Below are 17,053 nucleotides of genomic sequence, written 5' to 3'. Positions count from 1 at the left end.
CCAGCATCCGCGGCGTCCCGTCCGCGCGCAAGTCCTATTCCCCGGAAACACGGCTCTGCCGATGCCTTACCTGCCCTTCCCCACGCACCACAAACCGTTCCACCGTGAGCGCCTCCGCACCCATCGGTCCATAAGCATGCAGACGGGTGGTGGAGATGCCGATTTCGGCACCCAGCCCAAGTTCGCCACCGTCGCTGAAGCGCGAGGACGCGTTAACCATCACTACTGCGGAGCGGATCGCAGATACAAAGCGTCGCGCGGCAGCTTCGTCGTTGGTGGCGATGACTTCGGTGTGGTCGGAGCCGTAACGTCGGATGTGTGCGATCGCTTGATCGAAATCGTCGACGACGCGCACGGCGAGAATCAGGTCGAGGAACTCGGCGGCGTAATCGTCATCGCTGGCGACGTGCATGTCGGCGACCAGCGCACGGCTGGCGTCATCACCGCGCAGTTCCACACCGCGCTCGCGCAAAGCGTGTGCAGCATGCGGCAGGAAGGCTGCCGCCACGTCGCGATGGACCAGCAACGTCTCCAGCGAATTGCACACACCGGGGCGTGACGTCTTGCCGTCAATCAACAGGTCCAGCGCAAGGGCGAGATCAGCGGCGCGATCAACGTACAGATGACAGACGCCCTTGTAGTGCTTGATCACCGGCACCCGCGCGTGTTCGGCCACGAAGTGGATCAGCCCCTCGCCACCACGCGGGATCGCCAGATCGACGATATCGGTGAGCTGCAGCAGCTCGACCATCGCCTCGCGACGCAAATCCTCGACCAGGGTCAGCGCGGCGGGCGGGACACCGTTCTTCACCAGGGCGCCGCGCAATGCATTGGCGATCGCCGTATTCGAGTGGATCGCCTCGGAACCACCGCGCAGGATCACCGCATTGCCGGCCATCAGACATAGCGCGGCGGCATCGGCGGTGACGTTCGGACGCGCCTCGTAGATCATCGCGATCACGCCCAGCGGTATGCGTACGCGTTCGATCGACAGCCCGTTCGGACGTGTCTCGCGACGAGTCACCACGCCGACAGGATCGGGCAGCTCGGCGACTACGCGCAACGCATTGGCGATGCCGGCCACGCGCGCCTCGTCCAGGCGCAGGCGATCGAGCATCGCGCCCTGCACGCCGTTCGCCGCAGCGTGAGCCATGTCCTCGGCGTTCGCCGCCAACAGGACAGCACACTGATCCTGCAGCGCCGATGCCATGTCGCGCAGCAGCGCCCGTTTGGCGTCAGTACCCAACGCCGCCACTACCTGCACGGCGTCGCGGCAGGCCAGCGCCTGTTCCCGGATGGCACTCATGCGCTGATCTCCCGTACCGGTGCCAGCGGCGCGTCGATGGTGATGAGGTCGTCGCGATGCACCACTTCCTCGCCGTAGCTGTAACCCAATACCGCATCAATTTCACGACTATGTCGACCGGCCAGTCGTCGCACCTCGGTGGCGCCGTACTGACTTAGTCCACGTGCAATAACGACATCAGCCGCGTCGACGACCTCCACCAGATCACCGCGATGAAACTCGCCGTCGGCACCGAGCACACCGCCCGGCAACAGCGAAACGCGCCCACCGGCCAGCGCGCGCGCGGCGCCCGCATCGACGCGGATATGTCCAGCGGCCGTCGGCGCATGCCGCAGCCAGTACTTGCGCGCATGCATACGGCTGGAGGCAGCAGCGATCAGGGTGCCACGCAGCCGCCCATGCTGCAGCGCCTGCACGGTTGCCACATTGCGTCCGCTGAACAACACCGTGGGAATGCCGGCGGCGCCGGCTTTGGTCGCGGCCTGCATCTTCGTGCGCATGCCACCGGTACCGACGTTGCTGCCGCTGTCACCGGCCATCGCCAGGATCTCTGCTGTCAGCGTGGCGACGTGCGTGATCGGCTTGGCCATCGGGTCACGTCGCGGGTCGGCGTTGTACAGCGCATCGACGTCGGAGGCGATCAGCAACAGGTCGGCATCGACCAGCGCCGCGACGATGGCGGCCAGGTTGTCGTTGTCACCCAGTTTCAACTCGTCCACCGAGACGGTGTCGTTTTCGTTGATCACCGGCAGTACGCCGAGTTGCAGCAGCTCGCGCAGGGTGGCGCGAGCGTTGAGGTAGCGGCGGCGATTGCGCAGGTCGTCATGGGTCAGCAGCACCTGCGCCACCGGCCGCGCGGACAGCGACTGCCATAGCGCAATCATCGGCGCCTGGCCCAAGGCGGCCAGCGCCTGTCGCGCAGCCAGCCCGTCTCCCTTGCTCGCATGTTGACGCAGCAACGCACGTCCCGCCGCCACGGCGCCCGAGGACACCAGCACCACCTCGCGGCCATCCGCCTGACTGGCTGCAATGAACGCGGCCAGCGCTTCGGCGTATCGCGGCGTGAGCCCGCCGCCGTCAGCGGCGAGTAGATTGCTACCGACTTTCAGTACCGCGCGACGCCATGCCGGCAATTCCTGTTCGGGCAGATCGGTGTGCGTGTTCGAAGTGTCGCTCGCCGCCATGCCCGTATCTCCGCTCAATCGTTCAGTGCGCGCAAGCGCGCGTGCAATTCATCCAGTCGCAAGTCATCACCGGCGCCGGGTGAGACGCGCGCGGCGAGACTGCCTTCCGGTGTGCGTCCCTGCCCCGCCGATGCCGCGGTTTCCGCTGCCGCGCGATACGCATCGCGGAACGGCACGCCGGCAGCCGCCTGTTCGATGGCCACGTCGGTGGCGTACATCGCCGGCTCTATCGCAGCGCGCATCGCGGGCCCATTCCACGCCAGCCGCGCGAGCAGGTCAGGCACCAGCTCCAGCGCCATCAGGCCATGGCGCACACCGTGAAAAATCGAGCCCTTGGAGAATTGCAGGTCACGCTGGTAGCCGGACGGCAGCGACAACAGCTGCTCGATCTCGGTCCGCGCAGCAGCGATGCTGGCGTAGCTGGCGCGCAGCAGTTCGATCACGTCGGGATTGCGCTTGTTCGGCATGATCGAGCTGCCGGTGGTGTACTCGGACGGCAGCTTCACGAAGTTGAATTCGGCGGTGGTGAACAACGACAGATCCCACGCCATCCGGCGCAGGTCGAGCAACGCGCCACCGATCGCCTCCAGCACCGCCATCTCGAACTTGCCGCGAGAAAGTTGCGCATAGATCGGACTGATCTGCATGCGCGCAAAGCCGAGCGCCTGCGTGGTGTGCTCGCGATCCAGCTTCATGTTCACACCATAGCCGGCCGCCGTGCCTAGCGGATTGGCGTCGATCAACGCCAACGTCTGGCGTGCGCGCAGCGTATTGTCGACGAAGCCTTCGGCGAAACCGGCAAACCACATCGCGGTGGACGAGACCACCGCACGCTGCAAATGCGTGTAGCCCGGCAACGGCAGCGACTCACGCGACGCACGATCGAGACAGACGGTGGCGATCGCGCGGCAATGGGTTTCCAATGTGGTGAGCTTGTCCTTCAGCCACAGCCGCGTCGCCACCAGGATCTGGTCGTTGCGACTGCGCCCGGTGTGCACGCGACGGCCGGCGTCACCGAGACGCTCGGTCAGCCGCGCCTCGATCGCCGAATGGCCGTCTTCAAAGCGATCATCCAGCACGAAAGCGCCGCTGATGAAATCCGCCGCCAGTGCATCCAGTTCACGCTTGAGTGCCGTGGCTTCGTCAGCGGTGACTACGCGAATATTGGCCAACCCTTCCACATGCGCCTTGCTGGCGGTGATGTCGTGCAGGAAGAACTCGCGATCCAGCAGTACGTCGTCGCCGGCGAGGAACTGCATGATCTTCGCGTCGATCTGGATGCCGGATTTTTGCCAGAGGGGTTGGGTCATGGTGATGTCCTGATGTTTGTTCGTAGGAGCCCGCTCGCGGGCGATGCTCTTGTTCCGTTCGTGTCAGGCAAGAAGCATCGCCCGCGAGCGGGCTCCTACGACAAGGAAATGCCGGTGTATTCGTCCACGCCGATCGCGCGGTTGATGTTCTGCATGGCCTGGGTAGCCGCACCTTTCAGCAGGTTGTCCAGCGTGGACACCACGACTACCCGCTTGCCATCGGCCGACATGGTGAAGCCGCCGATCTCGGCGTGATGCTTGTGCGCGATACGGCTGACCCACGGTGCCTCATCAACCAGGCTTACCAGCTTCTCATCGGCATAGGCCGCGCGAAAGCGCTGCAATACATCATCGCGCTTCATTTGCCGGGCCAGATACAAATTGGTCGTAACGGTCAGTCCACGGAAGTGCGGCGCCACGTGCGGCATGAATTCGACCGGCAAACCCAGCCGGAACGAGGCCTCCTTTTCGTGCATGTGGCCGGTCAGCGCATACGGCATCAGGTTGTCGCGCAGCTTGTCCGGGTCGTTCTTGTCCGACGGCGTAGTGCCGGCGCCAGAGTAGCCGGAAACACCGAAGCACACCGGCGGCGCGGCCAACAGATCCTTCAGCGGCGCGATCGACAGCTGCATCGCGGTGGCATAGCAACCGGGATTGCTGATGCGTCGTTCGCCACGCCACTGTGCGCGGGTGAGTTCGGGCAGGCCGTAATACCATGCCGGATCAAAACGGTAGTCGGCCGACAGATCCAGAATCAACGGATCGACACCGGCCTTGTCGAATGCCTCCACGCACGCGGCGGCCTTTCCATTAGGCAGCGCGAGTATCACCACCTCGGCGCCCAGCTTCGGCAGGTCCTCATGCGCCGGCGCACTGTAGCGCAGCTCACCGCGATAGTCGGGTACGTGCGCATCGACACGCTGGCCATCCAACTCGCGCGACGAAACGAAAGCCAGCTCCAGCGCTGGATGATTCGCGATCATGCGGATCAGCTCGGCACCGGTATGCCCACGAGCGCCGACGATGCCGATGGTCTTCTTTGAATTTGTCACCGATTCACTCCTGCAATGGCTCTACCAGCTCGTCGTGTCGAAGAAGGCAAGGACCTCAATCCACCAACGTCGGCTGCCGCGCCGCGCAATGCGCCACGCAGCGTGCGATGGTGTCGAAGCCCTCGATGCCATACCAGAACACCTTCCAGCGCGGCTGTTTAAGGCAGCCGTCCGATTCGGCGTAATAGAACGGATTGACTGAGTTGCCATGGCGCGAGCGCCAGAACAACTGCGGGTTCTGCTCGCGCATCACTTGCCACACAGCGCGACCGAGGCCTTCGCCCTGGGCATCATCGAGCACGGCAAACTTGTCCAGATAGGGCAGTCCGTCCTCCATGGTAAGAATCATCGCGGCGCGATAGTTTTCGCTGACGTACAGGCGGAACGGCATGGTGCGCTCGAAGTAGTCAGCGACCAGGGTGCGGCCAAAGCTCGATTCGATCAGGCGACGCATGCGCTCGCGGTCCACGCCTTCCCACGTATCGAAGCGCAGCACCTTCTCGCCCCGTCGTACCAGGGTACCCGAGCCCTTGTGGGTGAACAGCTCCTTGGCCAGCTCGGACGGGCGGGTGATCGATACCGATGAAGTCAGCGGCAAATCAGCCAGCAGGTCCGCGATCTGTTCGATCTTCAGGCGCATGCCGCCGTTGATCCACGGCTGCGCCATCAGGTGTTCAAACTCGGTGGACAGATTGATCGAGTCGATCAGCTTGCCGTTCTCGTCAAGCAATCCACCGGTGCCGGTGAGAAAGATGATCTTGTACGGCTGCAGCACGCGTACCAGTTCGTTGGCGGCGAAGTCCGCATTGATATTGAGGATCTGCCCTTCGTCGGTTTCACCCAGGCTGGCGATCACCGGGATCGAGTTCGCGCGCAGGCTGGCCTCGATCGGCGCCAGGTTGATGCTACGCACCTTGCCGACCAGGCCGTAAGTGTCGCGATCCAGATAGTCCGCCGTGAACACGCCGGTACCTACCGAGGTGGCACGCGTATCCATCGACTGCAGCGCTTCCACCAGCTTCAGATTCTGCTGCTGGAACACCCGACGCACGATGCCGAGCGCCTTCGCCGAAGTGACGCGCAGGCCGTCGATGGTGTGCTTCTCGATGCCGGCGGCAGCCAGCTCCTCGTCGAGCTGCGGACCGGCACCGTGCAGCACGATCGGAGTCAGCCCAACCTGCTGCAGAAAGGTCAGCGATGAAGCCAGATCAACCAGTTCATCGCGCAACACAGCGCCACCAACCTTGACCACGGCAAAGCGCTTGGCGTCGATCTCGGAGAATCGCTTGAGGTATTGCTGAATTTCCTTCGCGCTGCCCATGCTCGAAAGCAGGCGCACGATGGTCTTGCGGGTGCGATTACCGGTGCTCATGCGTTTCTACCATCGACGATGCGATGAATGACTTCTGCGTAATGCTGCAACTGATCCAGCGCGACCCACTCATCGGCACTGTGCGCCTGTGCGATATCGCCGGGGCCATAGACAAACGCGGTATAGCCGGCTGCGGAAAACAGCGCCGCTTCGGTCCAGAAATCCACCGCGTTGCCCACTGGAATACCCAGTTCATCAGCAAGGTCGCGGGCGACCAGCCGGTTGGCTTCAGCATTCGCGGTATCGCCAGCGGGCAGCGAAGGGCCGCGGAACGTCTCGGCGAATTCCATCGGCTGTGGCTCCACCAGTGAACGGAACTGCGTCAGCAATTGATCAGGATTCATCGTCGGCAACGGCCGCATGCCGAAGCGAACCTCGGCGCTTGGCGCGATCATGTTCGCCTTGATGCCGCCTTCGACGCGGCCGATGTTGAAGCGCAGGCCGGTGAGTCCACCGAAGCGTTCGTGTGATTGCGCCGCCACGAAATCCAGCGCGGCATTGCCCCAACGCATCGCCTGATGCAACGCACTGTCACTTGGCTGCTGCTCGCCCGAAGCGTGACCGGCACGACCAGCAAACCGCATCAGTACCGACTGGATGCCTCGGTGGGCAAGCACGGCCTCACCTTTGGTGGGTTCGGCCACAATCACCGCCTCATAAGTGTGCGGATTGCTGACGAAGCCGGCGATGCAGCGGGGGTCGTTGGCTTCCTCATCCGTGGAAAACAACAGCGCAAGCGGTCCGTTGCTGGCATTCGCCACTGCAAGCAACGCTGCCGCCGCACCTTTGATATCACAAGCTCCCAGGCCAATCGCGTGATCGGCAGTCACTCGCAAGGTTTGCGGGTCAGCCGTCCACGCCGGCGAATCCGGCACCGTATCCAGATGCACGTTGAACAGATACTTCGGCTCGCCGCGCACGGCATGCATGGCTACCGCGCCAGCGCCGAAATCGGTCACGGTCACGCTAAAGCCAGGCAGGTGCGCACGCAGGTAGTCAAAAATGCCGCCGGTATCGATCGAACGCGGCGGATTGCGCGTGTCGAAACCGACCAGCGCCGCCAGATGCTTCAGCGTGGCCTCGAGCAAGGCGCTCATCAGCGATTGACCTCGGCCCACAACGTCGAACTCATGCCGAACAACTTGATGAAACCTTCGGCCTCTTCGACACCCCAGTCGGCGGACTGGGCATAAGTGGCGCCCTTGGCATTGAGAATGTGCTTCGACTCCACCGCCACGGCGCCGACGCTGCCGCCATGAGTCTCCAGCGTCACCGTGCCATTGACGGTCGACTGGCTGGAAGCAAGGAACGCTTCAAGATCGGTCTTCAGCGGATCGTGGAAGAAGCCCTCGTAAACCAGCTCCACCCACTTGCGCGCCACCTCGGGCTTGAAGCGGTTCTGCTGTTTGCTGAGCACGGCCTCTTCCAGCGCACGATGCGCAGTGAGCAACGCGGTCAAGCCCGGCGCCTCGAAGATGATCCGACCCTTCAGGCCGATCGTGGTGTCGCCGGTGTAGAGGCCACGGCCCACACCGTACTGGGCAAACAAGTTGTTCAACTTCGCCAGCATCACGTGGCCGGCGATTTTTTCACCATCCAGCGCCACTGCTTCGCCGTTGACGAAGGCGATCTTCACCTGCAACGGTTTGGACGGCCATTCGGCGCGCGGCTTGCACCAACCGGCTGCACCGGGGCCTGGCGCCTGCCACTTGTCGATCTCGCCACCGGACATGGTCAGGCCGAGCAGGTTCTCGTTGATGGTGTAAGCCTGCTGCTTGGCGCGCACGCCGAAGCCGCGATCCTCCAGATACTTCTGCTCGTACGCGCGGGTCTGTGTGTGCTCTTTCTGGATCTCGCGGATCGGCGCCACGATCTGGTAATCACCCAGCGCCTTCACTGCCAGGTCGAAACGCACCTGGTCGTTGCCCATGCCGGTGCACCCGTGCGCGATCGCCTTGGTGCCCAGCTCCGCAGCGCGCTTCAGCGCAGCCTCGACGATCAGGTAGCGATCCGACACCAGCAGCGGGTATTGACCCTGATAGCCTTCGCCAGCCCATACGAATGGCTTGACGAAACCGTCCCAGATTGCCGGGCCGCCATCGACGGTGACGTGGCTGGCCACGCCGAGTTCCTTCGCGCGATGCTCGATGAACGCACGCTCTTCAGCGTCGACGCCGCCGGTGTCGGCAAACACCGTGTGCACGGCCCATCCCTGAGCCTGCAGGTAAGGCACGCAGAAACTGGTGTCGAGGCCACCGGAAAACGCGAGGACGATGTCTTTGCTCATGGCTTGCAGATCCTGGGGATAGGTCAGACGGAGGCGATGACGATGCGCGGTTCGCAGCGCACCGGAAAATTGACGGAGTTGGCAATGAAGCAGGCGTGGTGCGCATCATCGTGAGCGGCCTGCGCCTTCAGCGGATCACTGCCGGCGCTGATGGTGACCGTCGGACACAGCACCACTTCGGTGAAGTGACCACCGTTGCCTGCAGTGACCATCGTGCCCTCGGCGGCGTCGCAATACGCGATGACAACCACGCCAGCCACGGTCGCCATGTGCAGGTACGACAGCATGTGGCAAGCCGACAACGCCGTGACCAGCATATCTTCGGGGTTGTGACGGGTCGCATCACCATGAAACGTGGGATCAGCCGACCCAGCAAGCTCGGGCTTGCCGTCGATACGGATCACGTGATCGCGGCCGTAGTTACGGTAGCTGTCCGTCCCACTGCCGCGGTTGCCGGTCCACTCCACGTCCACTCGATAATGATGCTGGACGCTCATGTCTTTGGCTCCTGTTCGAGCATCAGTGCAGCCAACTCCACATCGCCATCAGCATTGCGCTCGCGCAGACCAGCGACCGCCCCGGCACGATTGCGTGCTGGATGATTCTGGCTCAGCTTGAACTTGCCTTCGACGCGATCGACGACAACCTCAAGGCCGACAATCGCACGCAGGGATTTCTCGATGTGATCTTCCGGCGCGTCCGTGATTTTCCACGGCCGCGGCTGATTCGCCTCATGATGATCAGTGAGCCGCTCCAGCAGCACGCGCAGCCACGCCGCATCGTCGATCACGCGCAGACGGCCATGCACGTGCACCACCGCGTAGTTCCATGTCGGCACTTCGCGCCCGGTCTCGTGCTTGGTTGGATACCAATTCGGACTGATGTAGCCGTCCGGCCCGCGGAACACCAGCAGCACCTCGGTACCATCCATCTGAACCAACTCGTTGCCGCGTGCCACGTGGCCATGCAACACGCCATCGACCTGCTCGAACGGCAGATGGTTGGCGACAAAGCCGTTCGCGGTGTTCGCTACCACGGTGGCGAACGGATAGGCACGCATCAGTCCAGCCAGGACGTCGGCACGCGTTTCCTCGAACGGCTTCGGTGTGTACATGGCCGACTCAGACCTGCCCGATCAGCGAAGCCATCACCGCCTTCTGCACGTGCAGCCGGTTTTCGGCCTCGTCGATGGCAATGCAGGCCGGTGAATCCATCACCGCATCGGTGGCCTTGATGTTCCGGCGCAGCGGCAGGCAGTGACTGAACAGTCCGTGGTTGGTCAACGCCATCTTCGCTTCGTCGACGATGAAGTGCTTGCTGGCTTCGCGCACCGGCTTTTCCTTGTCCCATTGACCGAAGAACGGCAATGCGCCCCAGCTCTTCGCATAGACCACATCGGCACCAGCGTAGGCTTCCTCGATGTTGTGGCTGACCTTCAGCGAGCCGCCGTTCTGCTGCGCATTCAGACGGCCAAACTCCATGTAGCGCTCATCCAGTACGTAGTCGGGTGTGGGGCAAAGCAGGGTCACGTCCATGCCCATCCTGGTTGCGATCAACAGCGCCGAGTTCGCCACGGCCGTGTTCAAGGGCTTCGGGTGATAGGTCCAGGTCAGCACGTATTTCTTTTTGGTCAAATCGCCAAGGTGCTCTTTCATGGCCAGTGCGTGGGCCAACTCCTGGCAGGGATGGGTAATCGTCTCCATGTTGATCACCGGCACCGTGGCGTACTGCGCGAAGGCCTTGATCACCTTGTCCTGCCGATCCACCGACCAGTCCTGGAATTTCGGGAACGCACGCACCGCGATCAGGTCGACGTAGCGCGACAGCACCCGCGCCACCTCGGCAACGTGCTCCTCGGTGTCACCGTCCATCACAGTGCCGACCTCGAACTCGATCGGCCACGCATCCTTGCCCGGTGACAGCACGATGGCGTGTGCGCCCAGATGGAACGCGCCCAGCTCAAAGCTGGTGCGCGTGCGCATCGACGGATTGAAGAACAGCAGCGCGATCGACTTGCCAGCCAGTTGCTGGCCACGCGGCGAACGCTTGAATGCCGCAGCTTGCTCCAGCAAGGCGTCGATCTCGGCGCGGCTGTAATCCTGGGTGGTGATGAAGTGTCGCAATGCCATGATTTACTCCATTCCAAAACACAAAAAACCCGGCTGAAGAGCCGGGTTTCGTCGTCGATGCACCTTGAAAACGCGTGCGACTGCCTACCCGGCCGAGTGTCGATACAACGGTCGGCGCGCACGCGACGTCATGCCAGCAGCCGCGCGGGCGCTGGTGAGTACGGTAGCGGTATAGACGGCTGTAGACATGAGGATTCCAGGCAACTGTCCGGCATCATGCCGACAATTTCGCTGCCATGCAACAAATAATTTGGCCACCCAAATGCAAACGCCGCCAACAAGTGGCGGCGTTGCCTGCTGGCTCAGTCGGCGGGGTCGACCCGCACGCGCACGCGCAGGCGCTCGCCGGGATCGTAGCTGAGGCGTGAGGTATAAACCTCGCCGCGATAGCGGTATTCCACGTCGTAGCCAATGATCCGGCGCTGCTCACTCACCGAACTGACTTCGCGGCACTGGGTCTGGGTAGACTCATAGTCCTGACCCCGACTGGCGCGATTGCCGACCGCACCACCCGCGACCGCACCGACGACGGTGGCCGCCCGGCGGCCATCCCCCTTGCCCACGGTGTTGCCCAGCACACCACCGATCACCGCGCCAAGCACGGTACCCGCCGTGCTGTTGCCGCCCTCATGACGAACCACCGGCTGGTCGTAGCATTCCTGCCGAGGCACTTCGGTACGGGTGACACCCTGCACCGGGTCGGCACGCAACACATCGGCCCAACCATAGTGGGCGTTGTCATCGCTGTTGTTGGAGTTGGCGTAACGCACATCCTGTGCACAGACGCTGCCTGCCATCAAGGCAAGGGCAAGCGCGGGGAGCCACAGCTTGGTCATCACGACCTCCGAGTTACTGAACTACAAAGCGCGTCGCGCGCCTGCTGGAGGCCATTGCAACAAATTCACGCTGAATACACCCTTAGAATCAGACCACCAGCCGCTTGACGCGACTCGGCCGCTTACACCTTGTTAAGATGCCGGGCTGGCCGCGCCCCGCGCGGTCGGCCCATGCCGCGGATTTCACCATGCCGATATCGCTTTACAACAGCCTGACTCGCCGCAGCGAGCCGTTTGCACCGCTCGACCCTGAACGGGTGACGATGTACCTGTGCGGGCCGACCGTCTACAACTACGTGCATATCGGCAACGCCCGCGGACCGGTGGTGTTCGACGTGTTAGTGCGTCTGCTGCGCCGGCATTACCCGCAGGTGCTGTATGCCCGCAACATCACCGACGTGGACGACAAGATCAACGCCGCCGCGCAACAGCAGGGCGTGCAGATCGACGCGATCACGAACCGTTTTGCGCAGGCCTATCGCGATGACATGGCCGGGCTTGGCGTGGCCCCGCCGGATATCGAGCCGCACGCCACTACCCATATCGCAGAAATCATCACGATGATCGAAAGCCTGATCGACGGCGGCCATGCCTATGCCGCCGAAGGCCATGTGTTGTTCGACGTCGGCTCGTTCGCCGCTTACGGCCAGTTGTCCGGCCGCGACCCGGAAGAACTGCTTGCCGGCGCGCGAGTGGAAGTGGCGCCGTACAAGCGCAATGCCGGCGATTTCGTGCTGTGGAAACCCTCCACGCCGGAACTGCCGGGCTGGGACAGCCCGTGGGGCCGCGGCCGGCCCGGCTGGCACATCGAGTGCTCGGCGATGAGCGCGGCGCATCTGGGTGAATCCATCGACATCCATGCCGGCGGCGTGGATCTGCTGTTTCCGCATCACGAGAATGAAGTGGCACAGTCCACCTGCGCCCACGGTGGCAAGGTGTTCGCGCGCTGGTGGATGCATAACGGCATGCTCACCTTCGACGGCCGCAAGATGTCCAAGTCGCTGGGCAATGTGCTGCTGGTGCACGAACTGCTCAAGCTGTATCCGGCCGAGGCACTGCGACTGCGCTTGCTGAGCGGCCATTACCGGCAGCCGCTGGACTGGTCCGAAGCGGCCATCAATCAAGCCATCAGTACGCTGGATGGCTGGTACCGCGTGCTGCGCGACCTCGCCGCGATTGAACTTCCTGATGGCGCGTTGCCGGTGCCGGAGCGCGTCGAAGCGGCCTTGTGCGATGACCTCAACACGCCGCAGGCGTTGGCCGAGTTGTCGGTGTTGGCCGATTCCGCGCGCCAGTCCGGCAGCGCCGAGGCCAAGGCCGCGTTGCTCGGTGGTGGCGTCCTGCTCGGCTTGCTGCAACAGGCGCCGGAGGCCTGGTTCCGGCGTGGCGACGAGGCGATTGACGAAGCGCATATCGAAGACTTGCTGGAACAGCGTCGCGCGGCGCGGTCCGCGCGTGATTTCACGCGCGCCGATGCCATCCGCGATGAACTGGGCGCCATGGGCGTGGTGATTGAAGATGGCGCACAAGGCACCCGCTGGAGCATCGTCAAGTCGTGACGCTTCGACCAGACCGGGAGCGCATTGCGCTTCCCGTCCCGGTCCGCGCGATAATGGCGGGATGAACAGCACCGTCACAACCAGCGCCGAACAGGCGCAACAACAGATCGCCGAGGAATTCGCGTTTTTCGGCGACTGGACCGAGCGTTACCAGTATCTGATCGACCTCGGCAAGCAGTTGCCCGACTTCCCCGAGACGTGCAAGAGCGACGACTATCGCGTGCACGGCTGCCAGTCGATGGTCTGGCTGCTGCCCTCGGGCGATGCCTCGAACATGCACTTCGAGGCGGCCAGCGACTCGGCGATCGTGTCCGGCCTCATCGCACTGGTGTTGCGCGTCTACTCCGACCGCCCGGCAGCGGAAATCCTCGCCACCGAACCGTCCTTCATCGGCACCATCGGGCTGGCCAAACACCTGTCGCCGACCCGCTCCAACGGGCTGGCCGCGATGCTCACGAAGCTGAAGGGATACGCCGCGCTGGCGCTGGCCTGAGATCCACGCGCAAGCACGTCGGGCGGGCCGCTGCCCGCCGCTCGTATCACCACGGCGTGATGAACAGCGGCTGGCGGGCGGCGCCCGCCCTACGACTGGCGAAACTGACGAGCTACGCCGCCGCGGCCGTCGGCAGAGAGTGATCCGTGAAAGCGCCGCAGCGCGTCGCTCCACGAAAAAGCCCCGCTCGAAGCGGGGCTTTTTTTGAAGAGTCCGGCACGGATGCCGGTTTGATCTTTGCGCTCACCGAGGAGCGCACAAATCAATCCCCCATCTGCTTCTGCAGATGCTCGCGACGTTCCTGGGCATCCAGTGACAAGGTAGCAATCGGTCGCGCGTCGAGACGATCGACACCGATTTCCTCATCGGTCTCTTCACAGAAACCGTAGCTGCCTTCTTCGATTCGACGCAACGCCTTGTCGATCTTGGAGATCAGTTTGCGATAGCGGTCCCGCGTGCGCAGTTCCAGCGAGTTTTCGGTCTCGCGGGTGGCACGTTCGGCCTCATCACCAACGTCACGCACTTCGTCACGCAGGTTGTCCATGGTCTGACGCGACTCTTCGACAAGCTGATCGCGCCAATCGCGCAGCTTGTTGCGGAAGTACGCCAGATGCATCGGGCTCATGTACTCCTCGTTCGACGAGGGGCGATAACCCTTGGGCAAACTGATCGTGCTGGTGGAGGGAAGCGCGTATCGCCCATCTTCCTGGGTGACACCATTATCGAGTTTTTTTGTAGCAAGCTTATTCATTGACGACGACGTTTTCTGTTTCTTGGAGGAAGAGGCATGGTCCGCGGCAGCATCTGCCCGCGGTGTGACCATGGCGGTGGCACTCGCCACCTTGCCCTTGAACAAGGTGCTGACGGGTGCCGGGGATACGTGTTTTGCCGCCGCAACAGCAACCGGCTTGACCGCCTTGGTAGCGGTTTTGACGACCGGCTTCGCCGCCGGTTTGGATGGCGCGGGCTTGTGGGCAGCGGCCTTCGCAGCCGGCTTCGCTACCGGCTTGGCGGCTGCGCTACTTTTCACGGGTGCAGCCTTCTTCGGCGCGGGCTTCGCGACAGCAGCTTTCTTGGCAACGGTTTTAGCGGGAACGGACTTCTTGGCAACCACTTTCTTGGCAACAACCTTCTTGGGCGCCACCGCCTTGGCCGGACTCGGCTTTTTGGCAGGTGACTTGGCGACTGATTTTTTCGCCACCGGTTTGGCAGCGGACTTTTTGGCGACCGGCTTGGCAGAAACCTTCTTCGCCACGGGCTTGGTCGCAGCTTTCGGCTTGGCCTTGGTGACAACCTTTTTCGGTGCCGGCTTGACCGGCGCCTTGCCCGCGCTTTTCACCGCCGCGACCTTGCCTGCAACTGTTTTCGACTTGCCCGCCTTCGCTGCAGACGAAGCCTTGCTCTTTTGCGCCTTGGCGGCGGTCGAACTACGCGTTGTTTTCGCCATATCCCTTCACCGTTAATGGCCGTGGCGGCCGGGTGTTATAGCCCATGTGTCCTGCACCAGCAAGTCTACCTCTGGAATACTTGTACCATTACCAGAGGCCAACCGTTCCAGCACATGATTACCCCAACCCGATTCATACTGTGGTTGCTGCATTTGTACAAGCGCCTGATCAGTCCATTGCTTGGTCCACACTGCCGCTTTCACCCCAGTTGCTCTGATTATGCACGCATTGCTGTCACCCGCTTCGGCCCGTGGCGCGGCAGCGTGCTGACCGGCTGGCGCCTGCTGCGCTGCCAGCCACTGTGCACTGGTGGCGAGGACCCGGTGCCCGAGCAGTTTCATCTTCCGCGTTGCCGCTGCAAGGACGATCCCGCGGGTCCGGATTGATCGGCATATCACACTGTCGACAAGCCGCGGCCAACGTGGCTATACCGCCAGCAACCGCGGAACGAGCCAGAACAAGCCCATCAGATTCAGCGCCACCATGAACCAGAAGGTGATCTGAAAGCTGGTCTTGCTCGACTTGTGTCGCAGATATTTCTGCGCCAACCACGCACCAGGCCAACCACCCAGCAAAGCAAGCAATTGCAACGTGGACTCCGGCGTCCGCCAGCGACCGCTGCCAGCGGCGCGTTTGTCCTTCTGATAGACCAGCCAGGCGACCACGCTCAGCAGCGGATAGCCCGCGGCAACCTGCCACGGTATTTTGTCTGTCAGCAGCATCGCGATCAGACCCATGCCCCACAGCAGCGCAACCGTCTCGGCCAAACCCCAGTGGGCGCGTCGCGTGTCCCGAGCCTGGCGCTTCGCTGCGCTGGAAAAGCGGACGGCATCGGCGATCAACCGGCCGCGCTCACCGCGCTTCACCTCGTAGACCAGGATGTCGCCCTGCCGGGGTCGGCGCGCCCTGCCCGGTGCGAATTGCCTGACATGCACGAAGACACGCTGATCGCCACCGTGAGTGACGACAAAGCCGAAACCACGCGCATCATCCCACTCGACCAGCCAACCCTGTTCGCGCACAAATTCCCCGGCTCTCGCCCAACCCGTGCGGACTATACGGACGAACCGTAACCGCCTTCCACTCCTTTGCTGGCGTAGGCCACCGCATCATGTGGATGCAGGCTTTCCTGATGTTCAACGCGAACATGGAAGTCGCCCAGGCGAGCGTCGGCATCAAGCGCCTTCTGAATGCGCCGCGCCGCGTCTTCACAGAACATCAGGTTGCCGCCATTGGCCAGCGCAAAGGCCTGTTCGTCCTCTCGCTTCACCGCGGTCTGCACCGGTGTACCCAGCGCGTGTTCGACCCGATCGATCAGGTCAATCAGATGGAAGCCGGCACCCGGCACCGGGCGCACGCGCAGGCGCGCCACGCTGCGCTGGGCGTGCGCGGTGGCCACAATGCCTTTCTCGCTGCCCAGCCACGCCAGCACGGCGGCATGGTCAAGCGGCTGATTCGTGGCGAAGTCATTGGCGAATTGATCCTGGATCAGCTGCCGCGACAACGCTGCCGATGCCGGACAGGTCGAGGAGTAGACCACCTCGGTACCGAACTCCAGCAAGAATTCGTCGCCAGTCAGGCTGGCTTCGATGCAAACCGGATAGGCACGCCAGCCGCTGTTGGCACTCTTCAACGCGGGTCGACGCACCAGATGCTCGAAGCGGATGCTGAGGCAGGCGCGATCGGACAGATCCTTGTGCGAATCGAGAAAACCACGCAACAGCTCATGCAGCATGGCACCCGTTAGTGGCTGTGTGCTCAACGCCTGCTCGACTTGCAGGTATAGCCGCGACATGTGGATGCCGCGTTTGTCCGGCCGCTTCAAATTGACGAAGGCGCCCGCCCGTGCGCTGGCACGCTGCGGTTGGCCATCACCGGCGTCAAACAGCACCGGCACCTGGATATCGGCCATGCCCACCCAGTCCAGCGCCCCGGCGAGATGGGGTTGCGCGTGAACGGCCACATCGGGCAGCAGGCGAGCGGTATTTTCCTGATTCGGCATGGTGAGTCCTGAGCTCGGCGCAGCAACGCACCGGTGAAGCCAGCAATCTTGGGGCACGCAGCCCACGGCGCAATA

The 17,053-nt window shown here is 63.0% G+C and carries 17 protein-coding genes; 3 read left to right on the top strand and 14 right to left on the bottom strand.

From position 1 onward, the window contains the following. Window positions 1-34: 34 nt before the first annotated feature. The 11 genes from PY254_RS08335 to PY254_RS08285 all read right to left on the bottom strand — a co-directional run bounded on the left by PY254_RS08335 (window position 35) and on the right by PY254_RS08285 (window position 11,476). Window positions 35-1,306, bottom strand: a complete 1,272-nt coding sequence (locus PY254_RS08335; protein ID WP_281014997.1) for a glutamate-5-semialdehyde dehydrogenase — start codon at window positions 1,304-1,306, stop codon at window positions 35-37. Beyond that, window positions 1,303-2,490, bottom strand: a complete 1,188-nt coding sequence (gene proB, locus PY254_RS08330; protein WP_281014996.1) for a glutamate 5-kinase — start codon at window positions 2,488-2,490, stop codon at window positions 1,303-1,305. Before proB ends, PY254_RS08335 begins: the two co-directional genes overlap by 4 nt. Before the next feature lie 14 nt (window positions 2,491-2,504). Beyond that, on the bottom strand, window positions 2,505-3,800 hold the full coding sequence (locus PY254_RS08325; protein ID WP_281014995.1) for an argininosuccinate lyase: 1,296 nt from the start codon (window positions 3,798-3,800) through the stop codon (window positions 2,505-2,507). Window positions 3,801-3,895: 95 nt separating this feature from the next. Next, window positions 3,896-4,852, bottom strand: a complete 957-nt coding sequence (gene argC, locus PY254_RS08320; RefSeq protein ID WP_281014994.1) for an N-acetyl-gamma-glutamyl-phosphate reductase — start codon at window positions 4,850-4,852, stop codon at window positions 3,896-3,898. Between the two features lie 55 nt (window positions 4,853-4,907). Continuing rightward, window positions 4,908-6,224, bottom strand: coding sequence for an acetylglutamate kinase (locus tag PY254_RS08315; RefSeq protein WP_281014993.1), 1,317 nt, complete (start codon window positions 6,222-6,224; stop codon window positions 4,908-4,910). Beyond that, complete coding sequence (locus PY254_RS08310) at window positions 6,221-7,321, bottom strand: acetylornithine deacetylase (protein WP_281014992.1); 1,101 nt, start codon at window positions 7,319-7,321, stop codon at window positions 6,221-6,223. The genes PY254_RS08315 and PY254_RS08310 overlap by 4 nt, the downstream gene beginning before the upstream one ends. Continuing rightward, a complete protein-coding gene (locus PY254_RS08305) occupies window positions 7,321-8,511 on the bottom strand; it encodes an argininosuccinate synthase (protein WP_281014991.1) in 1,191 nt (396 codons plus the stop codon). The genes PY254_RS08310 and PY254_RS08305 overlap by 1 nt, the downstream gene beginning before the upstream one ends. A 23-nt stretch (window positions 8,512-8,534) precedes the next feature. Further along, window positions 8,535-9,008 (bottom strand): OsmC family protein, encoded by a 474-nt coding sequence (locus PY254_RS08300; protein WP_281014990.1) that lies wholly within the window; start codon window positions 9,006-9,008, stop codon window positions 8,535-8,537. Next, the gene (locus PY254_RS08295) at window positions 9,005-9,625 is read right to left on the bottom strand and encodes an FMN-binding negative transcriptional regulator (RefSeq protein WP_281014989.1); all 621 of its coding nucleotides are present in this window, start codon (window positions 9,623-9,625) and stop codon (window positions 9,005-9,007) included. Before PY254_RS08295 ends, PY254_RS08300 begins: the two co-directional genes overlap by 4 nt. Window positions 9,626-9,632: 7 nt before the next feature. Further along, window positions 9,633-10,640, bottom strand: coding sequence for an N-acetylornithine carbamoyltransferase (locus tag PY254_RS08290; RefSeq protein WP_281014988.1), 1,008 nt, complete (start codon window positions 10,638-10,640; stop codon window positions 9,633-9,635). A 302-nt stretch (window positions 10,641-10,942) separates the two neighbouring features. Beyond that, entirely contained in the window at window positions 10,943-11,476 is a 534-nt protein-coding gene (locus PY254_RS08285; protein WP_281014987.1) for a glycine zipper 2TM domain-containing protein, read from the bottom strand. A 188-nt stretch (window positions 11,477-11,664) separates the two neighbouring features. Here PY254_RS08285 and cysS point away from each other — a divergent pair, with 188 nt between their 5' ends. Then, complete coding sequence (cysS, locus tag PY254_RS08280; RefSeq protein ID WP_281014986.1) at window positions 11,665-13,035, top strand: cysteine--tRNA ligase; 1,371 nt, start codon at window positions 11,665-11,667, stop codon at window positions 13,033-13,035. Window positions 13,036-13,096: 61 nt separating this feature from the next. Continuing rightward, a complete protein-coding gene (locus tag PY254_RS08275; RefSeq protein WP_281014985.1) occupies window positions 13,097-13,528 on the top strand; it encodes a SufE family protein in 432 nt (143 codons plus the stop codon). A gap of 262 nt (window positions 13,529-13,790) precedes the next feature. Here the strand turns inward: PY254_RS08275 and dksA are convergent, their stop codons facing one another. After that, entirely contained in the window at window positions 13,791-14,975 is a 1,185-nt protein-coding gene (gene dksA, locus PY254_RS08270) for an RNA polymerase-binding protein DksA (RefSeq protein ID WP_281014984.1), read from the bottom strand. 114 nt (window positions 14,976-15,089) lie between these two features. Here dksA and yidD point away from each other — a divergent pair, with 114 nt between their 5' ends. After that, window positions 15,090-15,362 (top strand): membrane protein insertion efficiency factor YidD, encoded by a 273-nt coding sequence (gene yidD, locus PY254_RS08265; RefSeq protein ID WP_281014983.1) that lies wholly within the window; start codon window positions 15,090-15,092, stop codon window positions 15,360-15,362. A 39-nt stretch (window positions 15,363-15,401) separates the two neighbouring features. Here yidD and PY254_RS08260 read toward each other — a convergent pair whose 3' ends face one another. Together PY254_RS08260 and folE2 are read right to left on the bottom strand one after the other, a co-directional pair. Continuing rightward, on the bottom strand, window positions 15,402-15,998 hold the full coding sequence (locus PY254_RS08260) for a DUF1294 domain-containing protein (protein ID WP_281014982.1): 597 nt from the start codon (window positions 15,996-15,998) through the stop codon (window positions 15,402-15,404). A gap of 32 nt (window positions 15,999-16,030) precedes the next feature. Then, a complete protein-coding gene (gene folE2 / locus PY254_RS08255; protein ID WP_281014981.1) occupies window positions 16,031-16,978 on the bottom strand; it encodes a GTP cyclohydrolase FolE2 in 948 nt (315 codons plus the stop codon). Between the last annotated feature and the right edge of the window lie 75 nt (window positions 16,979-17,053).

The organism is Rhodanobacter sp. AS-Z3 (assembly GCF_029224025.1).
Lineage (GTDB): Bacteria > Pseudomonadota > Gammaproteobacteria > Xanthomonadales > Rhodanobacteraceae > Rhodanobacter.
This window is presented reverse-complemented; position numbering and strand designations above follow the sequence as displayed.

What these genes read in the sequence shown, in the direction of transcription:
- PY254_RS08335 (WP_281014997.1), bottom strand. Translation starts at nt 1,306, where the DNA reads ATGAGTGCCATCCGGGAACAGGCGCTGGCCTGCCGCGACGCCGTGCAG.
- proB (WP_281014996.1), bottom strand. Translation starts at nt 2,490, where the DNA reads ATGGCGGCGAGCGACACTTCGAACACGCACACCGATCTGCCCGAACAG.
- PY254_RS08325 (WP_281014995.1), bottom strand. Translation starts at nt 3,800, where the DNA reads ATGACCCAACCCCTCTGGCAAAAATCCGGCATCCAGATCGACGCGAAG.
- PY254_RS08315 (WP_281014993.1), bottom strand. Translation starts at nt 6,224, where the DNA reads ATGAGCACCGGTAATCGCACCCGCAAGACCATCGTGCGCCTGCTTTCG.
- PY254_RS08310 (WP_281014992.1), bottom strand. Translation starts at nt 7,321, where the DNA reads ATGAGCGCCTTGCTCGAGGCCACGCTGAAGCATCTGGCGGCGCTGGTC.
- PY254_RS08305 (WP_281014991.1), bottom strand. Translation starts at nt 8,511, where the DNA reads ATGAGCAAAGACATCGTCCTCGCGTTTTCCGGTGGCCTCGACACCAGT.
- PY254_RS08300 (WP_281014990.1), bottom strand. Translation starts at nt 9,008, where the DNA reads ATGAGCGTCCAGCATCATTATCGAGTGGACGTGGAGTGGACCGGCAAC.
- PY254_RS08295 (WP_281014989.1), bottom strand. Translation starts at nt 9,625, where the DNA reads ATGTACACACCGAAGCCGTTCGAGGAAACGCGTGCCGACGTCCTGGCT.
- PY254_RS08290 (WP_281014988.1), bottom strand. Translation starts at nt 10,640, where the DNA reads ATGGCATTGCGACACTTCATCACCACCCAGGATTACAGCCGCGCCGAG.
- PY254_RS08285 (WP_281014987.1), bottom strand. Translation starts at nt 11,476, where the DNA reads ATGACCAAGCTGTGGCTCCCCGCGCTTGCCCTTGCCTTGATGGCAGGC.
- cysS (WP_281014986.1), top strand. Translation starts at nt 11,665, where the DNA reads ATGCCGATATCGCTTTACAACAGCCTGACTCGCCGCAGCGAGCCGTTT.
- PY254_RS08275 (WP_281014985.1), top strand. Translation starts at nt 13,097, where the DNA reads ATGAACAGCACCGTCACAACCAGCGCCGAACAGGCGCAACAACAGATC.
- dksA (WP_281014984.1), bottom strand. Translation starts at nt 14,975, where the DNA reads ATGGCGAAAACAACGCGTAGTTCGACCGCCGCCAAGGCGCAAAAGAGC.
- yidD (WP_281014983.1), top strand. Translation starts at nt 15,090, where the DNA reads ATGATTACCCCAACCCGATTCATACTGTGGTTGCTGCATTTGTACAAG.
- folE2 (WP_281014981.1), bottom strand. Translation starts at nt 16,978, where the DNA reads ATGCCGAATCAGGAAAATACCGCTCGCCTGCTGCCCGATGTGGCCGTT.